Source organism: Streptomyces apricus (genome assembly GCF_008369065.1).
In the GTDB taxonomy this organism is placed as follows: Bacteria; Actinomycetota; Actinomycetes; order Streptomycetales; family Streptomycetaceae; genus Streptomyces; species Streptomyces apricus.
Window position 1 is genome coordinate 1 of the sequence record NZ_VDFC01000212.1, and the last position, 1,372, is coordinate 1,372.

The window sequence follows — 1,372 nt, forward strand, 5'->3', positions numbered from 1 at the left end:
GGGTCGGGGCCGTGCCGGTACGTCGAGTCCGCCGCAGCCGGGCATACGGAACTCTGCCACCAGGGCAGGCATGGTTCGGAAGAGCTAGGCGGCGGACTCCGACATACCGGCACGGCCCCTTCCGTACGTTGGCGGCCGACTGTTCGTGGGGGCGTGCGTCTTCAGCCTGCCGCCAGGGCCTTGAGGGCTCTGTCGGCCACCTCTCGGCCGATCGGGAGGGAGGCCGTCGCCGCGGGGGAGGGGGCGTTCAGGACGTGGACCGTGCGGGGGCCCTCCTGGATCAGGAAGTCGTCGACCAGGGTGCCGTCGCGCAGGACCGCCTGGGCGCGGACGCCCGCGGGGGAGGGGATCAGGTCGTCCGCCGTCACCGCGGGGAGCAGGCGGCGGACGGAGCGGGTGAAGACGGACCTGCTGACCGAGCGGCTGATCTCGCCGGTGCCGTAGCGCCAGTGGTGGCGGGCCAGGTGCCAGGAGCCGGGCCAGGAGAGGGAGGAGTACAGGTCGCGGGGGCGGACCGTACGCCAGTCGTAGCCCTCGCGGGCCAGCGCCGGGACCGCGTTCGGGCCGACGTGGACGCTGCCGTCGATGCCCCGGGTGAGGTGGACGCCGAGGAAGGGGAAGGCCGGGTCCGGGACGGGGTAGACGAGGCCGCGGACCAGGTCGGGGCGGGCGAGGGTGAAGTACTCGCCGCGGAAGGGGATGATCCGCACCTGCGGCTCGTCGCCGGTGAGGCGGGCGATCTCGTCGCAGTGGAGGCCGGCGCAGTTCACCAGGACGCGGGCGCGGACGACCGTGCCGTCGTCCGTGCGGACCGCCACGCCGAGGTCGGGACGGCGGTCGACGTACGCGGCCCGCGCGCCGTATCTGATCTCGGCACCGGAGTCCTGCGCGAGCCGGCGGGCCACGCCCACGAAGTCGCACACGCCGGTGGTGGCGACGTGGATCGCGGCCAGGCCCCGGACCTCCGGTTCGTACTCGCTGATCTGGGTGGGGCCCAGCTCCCGGACCGTGAGGCCGTTCTCCCGGCCCCGCTGGACCAGGGCGTGCAGGCGCGGGAGCTCGTCCCGCTCGGTGGCGACGATCAGCTTGCCGGTCACCGCGTGGTCGATGCCGTGCTCGGCGCAGAACTCGACCAGCTCGGCGCCGCCCCGTGCGGCGAAGCGTGCCTTCAGCGAGCCCGGCCGGTAGTAGATGCCGCTGTGGATGACCCCGCTGTTGCGCCCGGTCTGGTGGCGGGCCGGGCCGTTCTCCTTCTCCAGCACCATGACGCGGGTGCCGGGCGAGGCGCGCGTGATCGCGTACGCCGTCGACAGCCCGACGATCCCCCCGCCGACCACGACGACATCACAGTCGTAACCGCCCGCCCGCACCA

The 1,372-nt window shown here is 73.8% G+C and carries 1 protein-coding gene; it reads right to left on the reverse strand.

The window, feature by feature from the left end:
- Positions 1 to 161 precede the first annotated feature (161 nt).
- Positions 162 to 1,370 (reverse strand): L-2-hydroxyglutarate oxidase, encoded by a 1,209-nt coding sequence (gene lhgO / locus FGF04_RS39255; RefSeq protein WP_149516169.1) that lies wholly within the window; start codon positions 1,368 to 1,370, stop codon positions 162 to 164.
- Positions 1,371 to 1,372: the final 2 nt, after the last annotated feature.